Source organism: Lutibacter sp., from assembly GCF_013139515.1.
GTDB lineage: Bacteria > Bacteroidota > Bacteroidia > Flavobacteriales > Flavobacteriaceae > Lutibacter.
The window spans coordinates 36,389-43,071 of record NZ_WTAR01000034.1 but is presented as its reverse complement, the minus strand read 5'-3'; the positions used below and the strand labels follow the sequence as shown (position 1 = coordinate 43,071).

The window sequence follows — 6,683 nt, the reverse complement described above, 5'->3', positions numbered from 1 at the left end:
TTTTTTCAATTCCTAACTTATTTATATCTCTATAAATAAATTGTGGTGAGAGAAGGATTCGAACCTTCGAAGCTTGCGCAGCAGATTTACAGTCTGCCCTCGTTGGCCACTTGAGTATCTCACCATTATTTTCAAAGACCTGAGCCGATGGAGGGACTCGAACCCACGACCTGCTGATTACAAATCAGCTGCTCTAGCCAGCTGAGCTACATCGGCATTTTACTCCATAAAAGAAGTCCGCTATTTCTAACGGACTGCAAATGTATTAAAGTTTTAATTTTAAACAAAACTTTTTTAATTTTTTTTTAATTTATTTCACTCTTATTTTTTCCTTCTTTTTTGTCAACTGTCTTTTCAACGAATCCGCTGCCTGCATAACACCTTCCTCAAAAGTTTTACATTGTTTTTTCACAACCAAATCATTCCCTGGTATATTTAATTTAATGTCTACAAATTTATTTTCTTTATCACTTGTTTGCTGAACTCTTAAAAACACTTCTGAATCAACTATTTTGTCATAAAATTTTTCTAAACTATTTATTTTTTTTTCAACAAATTCAATAAGACTTGCATCGGCATTAAAATTTACAGACTGTACGTTTACTTTCATAATAAATTAGTTTTTTTGGCTCCTTGGGTGAGCTTGATTATATACTTCCTTTAACTTCCCCAAACTGCTGTGGGTATAAACTTGTGTAGACGCCAAACTAGAATGTCCAAGTAATTCTTTAACTGAGTTTAAATCAGCGCCTTCATTCAATAAATGTGTTGCAAAAGAATGTCTTATAATGTGAGGACTTTTTTTAACTTTTGACGACACAGTACTAAAATAATTATTTATTACTCGATATACAAGTGTATCGTATATTATTTTTCCTTTTTTAGTGAGAAATAAATAAGTTTCATTTGTGGTAATCTCTTTTCTAACTTCAATGTAATTTACTATTGATTTCAGAACTGATTTTAATAACGGGATATATCTTTCTTTATTTCTTTTCCCTAACACTTTAACGGTCTCATTTGCAAAGTCAATATCCGAAATTTTAATATTTATTAATTCACTTCTTCTAATGCCTGTTGAATAAAATAATTCAACAATTAATTTATTTCGAAGTGATTCAAAATTAACTTCATCATCTAACAAATGAAGAACGTTTTTAATTTCCTTTTCAGAAAAAGGTATTTGCACTTGTTTAGGAACTTTTAAAGCTTTGTGTTTTGCTAAAGGATTACTTTCAATTTCTTTTATTTTTTGAAGAAATTTGTAAAATGATTTTAATGAAGAAACTTTCCTATTAATTGTACGGTTTGAAACTTTACTTTCAACTAAACTAACAATCCAATTTCTAATTTGAGCATAATTAACTTCAACAATGCTTTGGCTGCTATACGTAATATTACAAAACATCTGAAACGAATTTAAATCATTCAAATAAGCAGTTGTAGTGTGCTTTGAATATTTTTTTTCTAATATTAAGTAATTTAAGAAGGAATTAATAGGCATAAAAAAAACCGTTAGCATACAAATTTACAAATTGTAAATTGTATTTACTAACGGTTTAACTTTTTTGGTTAAATAATTTAACCTTGCTCTTCAGCTGTTCTTAATTTTTGAACATATTGAGCTTTTATGTTTTGCGCACGCTTCACTACTGAAGGTTTATTGAATTGTTTACGGTTACGTAAGTTCTTCATTGTTTTCGTACGATCAAATTTTCTTTTGTAACGTTTTAACGCTCTATCGATGTTTTCTCCGTCTTTAACTGGTATAATTAACATATTTTGGCACCTCCTTTCAAACTTGTTCCTTTTTAAATTTTGGACTGCAAAGATATAATTAATTATCTTATTCAGTGTTTTTTTTATTGAAATTATTTTTAGACTATCTAAAAACTAAGTTGCTGGCTTGTATTCTTTTTTATCAATAACCATTTTAGCAATTATTTCTCTTAGAATCTCAGATGTTCCACCACCAATTTGTCCTAGCCTGCTATCTCTTAAAAGTCTGGCCATTGGATATTCTTCCATATAGCCATATCCACCTAATAACTGCAAACAATCATTAATCACTGAGTCTGCCATTTTTGTTGAAAGTAATTTGGACATACTTGCTTCTTTTACAATATATTGTCCTTCTTTTAATCTTTTTGCAATAGAATAATTAAACTCTTTACACATTTCAACCTCACTTGCCATATCTGCTACTTTATGCCTTAACGCTTGAAATTTATCTAATGATTTCCCAAAAGCTTGTCTTTCTGAAATATAATTAATTGCATATTCTAATGCATATTCAGCTCTAGCATGTGCATTTACCCCCATAACTAAACGCTCTAGCGCAAAATGACTCATAATATAAGGAAACCCTTTACCTTCTTCTCCTAATAAATTACTTGCAGGAATTATTACATTATCAAAAGCAATTTCAGCAGTATCAGATGCTTTCCAACCTAATTTATCAAGTTTAGTTGCTGAAACCCCAATTGTGTCTCTATCAATCATAAAAATACTAATCCCTTTATTTCTAGAAGTTGTATCTGTTTTTGCCGCTACCACTAAATAATCTGAATATACACCGTTGGTAATAAATGTTTTTGAACCATTAATTACATAGGTATTTCCTTTTTTAACAGCTGTAGTTCTCATACCTGCAACATCTGACCCTCCAAATGGTTCCGTAATACATAAACAACCAATTTTATCACCATTTATACTTGGCGCTAAGTATTGCTTTTTTATACTATCATCACCCTCTTTATCAACATGAGTCATTGCCAAATACACATGCGCCCACATAGCGGCTGCAAAACCACCTGAATTAATTTTTTGAAGTTCTTCTAAAAATATAATTGTATAAAATATATCTAAATTCAATCCGCCATATTCTTCTGGTGAATTCAACCCAAAATAACCCATTTCTCCAAATTTATTCCAAATAAAACGATCTATAGTTCCATTTTTCTCCCAGGTATCAACATAAGGAACTACTTCTTTATGCAAAAAATCTCTAAAACTCTCTCTAAATGCTTGATGTTCTTCAGTAAAATACATACTATTCATTATGGGTAGCATCTTAAAATTAATGATAATTATTCAGCTACCAAATATAAGGCTATTCTGTCGAATTTTTCAATAGGAAATCCATCAATTTTTTTCAATTCTTCAAGAGATTGAATTTCAGCAACTTCATCTCTATAATTAAATATTTTTTTGGTCAATTCATAATCTATATAAACAATTGCTAATACTTGTTTAAAAGTTGCTTCGTTTACATTTATTTTTGAAATTATTGGAAGTTCTATTACTTTAAAATGAAGTAAAACTTTATCAACCACTTCTTTTTCCAAATTCCAAACCTCATATAATTGATTATTGTTAGAAAACCCTTGTAACTTATCTCTATACTTTAGTATTCTTTCTGATAATTTTTCACCAATACCATTCACAATTCTTAAATCTGAAGCACTTGCTTGGTTTATATCTCGTTTAATTAACGGTTTATGAATTATTTTTTTTGAATTTTTAATTGAAGACTTAACTTTTGAAGTTACCCAATCTGGAAATTTAAAGTACGGACTAATCACTTGAAGTAAACTATCACTAATTTTTGTGATTTTTTGAAAATCCTTGGCTGAATTAACAAATGTTCCTTTTAATCTAAACACCAAAAGCCTATCAATTTCGTCAGTATTCATTCCTAGTTGATAGCCTTTATAATCTGTTATATAATTTGGATTAAAAGGATATCTTTTTGGTTTTCTATTTTCTATTTCAACAGTTTTTAAAGAATCTATTTCTTTTTGAAATAAAGCAATCTCTTTGCTTGAAAAATTAATAATTTCTTCAGAAGAAAAATCAACAAAAAAGAAAACTACCTGAAGTGAGACTATAATTATTAATAAAAAGAAAATCCCATTTCGCTGACGTTTATTGTAGCTAAAATGGGATTTAAAAAATTTCATATTTTATATGTTATTCTTTGCTAGATTTTATAGCTGATAAATATTTAGACATTTCAACTTTCACTTTTGGAGCCAACAACAGTAGCCCTATAATGTTTGGAAATACCATTGCAAAAATCATAGCATCTGAAAACTCAATAACCGATCCTAGACTTGATGAAGCTCCAATCACAACAAATATTAAAAATAATGCTTTGTAAGAAATATCAACTATTTTACTTTTTCCAAATAAATATTTCCAACCTTGAATACCGTAATAAGACCAAGATAACATAGTAGAAAAAGCAAATAAAATAACAGCAATTGTTAGTAATATGGAAAAATTAGGAATAGCTGAATCAAAGGCTATTGATGTTAAATCTACACCTCCTAAATGCTCTCCTGTTCCGTTCATTATTACATTATTGCTAGCATCTAAATTAGAATATTCAAATAAATTACTTTTAAGATTTGTAACTACAATCACCAAAGCAGTCATTGTACAAATGACAACCGTATCTACAAATGGACCAATAGAAGCAACTATTCCTTCACTTGCAGGAAATTTTGTTTTCACTGCCGCATGAGCAATTGAAGCTGAACCAACTCCTGCCTCATTAGAAAATGCCGCTCTTTGAAACCCAACAATCATTACTCCAATTACACCACCCATAATAGAATTACTAGCAAAAGCTCCTTCCCATATTTGAACTAATGCAGCTGGTATCACATCAATATTCATAAAAATAATAACTAAGGAAGCTCCTACAAACATGATTCCCATAAAAGGTACTATTTTCTCTGTAACACGACCTATTCTTTTAATACCTCCTATAATTACAACACCAACTAGTATCGCCATTAAAACACCGAAAATAAACCCAGAATCTAAGCCAAACAGCAATTTAAATTGTGCTGCCGCTTGATTGGATTGAAACATGTTTCCTCCTCCAAAAGATCCTCCAACTACAAATATTGCATATAAAAAAGCTAAGACCTTTCCTAAACCTGTCAAATTCTTTTCTTTTAATCCTTTTCTCAGGTAATACATTGGACCTCCATATATCTTTCCATCTTCACCAACCTCTCTATATTTAACACCTAAAGTTGCCTCAACTAACTTAGTTGACATCCCTAAAAACCCAGCTAAAATCATCCAAATTGTTGCTCCTGGACCACCAATAGCAATAGCTACTGCAACTCCTGCTATATTTCCTAAACCTACGGTAGCTGATAATGCTGCGGTTAAAGCTTGAAAGTGAGTAACTTCCCCTACAACACCTTCTGACTGAACACTCTCAAAAACATCTCCTCCTGGAGTTGAATCCCCTGCGACAACATCAACTGAATGGTGATCTACATCGTCATACTTTCCTTTTGCAGCCTTAATAGCCACTCCAAACAGCCTTATATTCGCAAAATTGAAGTACAGCGTAAAAAACAGTGCTCCTAACAACAAAATAATAATTACAATAGGAACATCTATCCCTACTATTGATATTGGATAAAAAACAATACTACTTACCCAATCTGCAAAAGGCTTAAATCTTGCCTCAATCTTTTCATCAATAGTCATTTCTTGGGAATATGAAATAATAGGCGCAATTAGTAATAAAAAGGAAAGAAATTTGCTCTTCATATTTATAGGTGTTTTTTTAATAAGTTGCAATATGGTAAAAAATTGAGGTTACCACAAATTTTTAACTTTAAACTTGTGATATTCCGAAATTAACCTCTTTTTATTTACTATAAAATTTGACGTAATTTTTCAATCTGATTTGGTCTACCTAATACAATAAGGTTAGTGCCCGGCTCAAGCTTTGTAGTAGCCTCAGGATTTATAATGTATTCGTTTTTAGAAGTTTTAAACCCAATTACATTACAACCTGTTTTTCTTCTTAAATCTAAATCTAATAATGTTTTATTTAAAAATTCTGAGGGTAAATCATCAATTGCAATTTCTTCTAAATTAGTTGAACATTCATCAGAAATTGTTAGTCTATCAACAAACTCAACTAAATCTGGCGTTACAACTAATGATGCCATATGTTCACCACCAATTTTATTTGGCATTATAACATTGGTAGCTCCAGCAATTTTTAATTTTTTATAAGAAGATTCATTAGAGGCCCTGCTTATAATAATAAACTCTTTATTTATTTGTCTGGCTGAAAGCACGACAAACAAATTATCAGCATCTGAAGGAAGTGCTGTAATTAAACTTTTTGCATTAGTAATTGCAGCTTCATTTAAAGCTTTATCATCAGTTCCATCACCTTCAACATATAAAATATTATTTAATTCTAGTTCTTCAATAATAGTTTTACTTTTTTCAATTACAACACATGGCATGTTAAATTTCTTAAGTTTTGCTACTGCTTGCCTACCATTTCTTCCGTAGCCACACACAACAGTATGATTCTGTAATTTTTGAATTTTTTGTTGCATTTTTTTATATTTTATACGTTGAAAAAAATTATCGTTTGCTAAATATTCTGTCAATGCTGTTACTGAATAACCATAAACTCCAATACTTAATATGATTAGAACAATAGTGAATAGTTTTTCTGTCTGATTTAATTCATGAAGCGTACCAAAACCAACTGTAGACATGGTAATTATGGTCATGTATAATGAATCAATAAATGTTTCATTTGAAATAAATAAGAAGCCAACAACTCCTATCATTAACACAACGGCTAACAGAAATAACGAAATATATAATTTTGTTTTTACAACCAT

Annotated in this window: 7 protein-coding genes and 2 tRNA genes; all 9 read right to left on the bottom strand. The window is 30.2% G+C overall.

What is annotated here, in order from left to right; all coding sequences use genetic code 11:
• Positions 1 to 43: 43 nt before the first annotated feature.
• Positions 44 to 124: transfer RNA gene (locus GQ540_RS04525), tRNA-Tyr, on the bottom strand.
• An 18-nt stretch (positions 125 to 142) separates the two neighbouring features.
• Positions 143 to 216 (bottom strand) — tRNA-Thr (locus GQ540_RS04520).
• Between the two features lie 94 nt (positions 217 to 310).
• Positions 311 to 610, bottom strand: a complete 300-nt coding sequence (gene raiA, locus GQ540_RS04515; RefSeq protein ID WP_291797992.1) for a ribosome-associated translation inhibitor RaiA — start codon at positions 608 to 610, stop codon at positions 311 to 313.
• 6 nt (positions 611 to 616) lie between these two features.
• Entirely contained in the window at positions 617 to 1,504 is an 888-nt protein-coding gene (locus GQ540_RS04510) for a tyrosine-type recombinase/integrase (protein WP_291797989.1), read from the bottom strand.
• A 77-nt stretch (positions 1,505 to 1,581) separates the two neighbouring features.
• Positions 1,582 to 1,779, bottom strand: coding sequence for a 30S ribosomal protein S21 (gene rpsU / locus GQ540_RS04505; protein ID WP_291797986.1), 198 nt, complete (start codon positions 1,777 to 1,779; stop codon positions 1,582 to 1,584).
• A gap of 114 nt (positions 1,780 to 1,893) precedes the next feature.
• Positions 1,894 to 3,060, bottom strand: coding sequence for an acyl-CoA dehydrogenase family protein (locus tag GQ540_RS04500; RefSeq protein ID WP_291797982.1), 1,167 nt, complete (start codon positions 3,058 to 3,060; stop codon positions 1,894 to 1,896).
• A 29-nt stretch (positions 3,061 to 3,089) separates the two neighbouring features.
• Complete coding sequence (locus GQ540_RS04495; RefSeq protein ID WP_291797979.1) at positions 3,090 to 3,962, bottom strand: helix-hairpin-helix domain-containing protein; 873 nt, start codon at positions 3,960 to 3,962, stop codon at positions 3,090 to 3,092.
• Between the two features lie 10 nt (positions 3,963 to 3,972).
• Entirely contained in the window at positions 3,973 to 5,580 is a 1,608-nt protein-coding gene (locus GQ540_RS04490) for a sodium:alanine symporter family protein (RefSeq protein WP_291797975.1), read from the bottom strand.
• Positions 5,581 to 5,687: 107 nt separating this feature from the next.
• Positions 5,688 to 6,683 carry a TrkA family potassium uptake protein gene (locus tag GQ540_RS04485; RefSeq protein ID WP_291797972.1) on the bottom strand — a complete coding sequence of 332 codons (996 nt, stop codon included), beginning with the start codon at positions 6,681 to 6,683 and terminating at the stop codon, positions 5,688 to 5,690.

Excerpts from the sequence above, each read along its gene's own strand:
- GQ540_RS04495 (WP_291797979.1), bottom strand. The coding sequence starts at position 3,962 with ATGAAATTTTTTAAATCCCATTTTAGCTACAATAAACGTCAGCGAAAT.
- GQ540_RS04500 (WP_291797982.1), bottom strand. The coding sequence starts at position 3,060 with ATGAATAGTATGTATTTTACTGAAGAACATCAAGCATTTAGAGAGAGT.
- raiA (WP_291797992.1), bottom strand. The coding sequence starts at position 610 with ATGAAAGTAAACGTACAGTCTGTAAATTTTAATGCCGATGCAAGTCTT.
- GQ540_RS04490 (WP_291797975.1), bottom strand. The coding sequence starts at position 5,580 with ATGAAGAGCAAATTTCTTTCCTTTTTATTACTAATTGCGCCTATTATT.
- GQ540_RS04510 (WP_291797989.1), bottom strand. The coding sequence starts at position 1,504 with ATGCCTATTAATTCCTTCTTAAATTACTTAATATTAGAAAAAAAATAT.
- GQ540_RS04485 (WP_291797972.1), bottom strand. The coding sequence starts at position 6,683 with ATGGTTGTAAAAACAAAATTATATATTTCGTTATTTCTGTTAGCCGTT.
- rpsU (WP_291797986.1), bottom strand. The coding sequence starts at position 1,779 with ATGTTAATTATACCAGTTAAAGACGGAGAAAACATCGATAGAGCGTTA.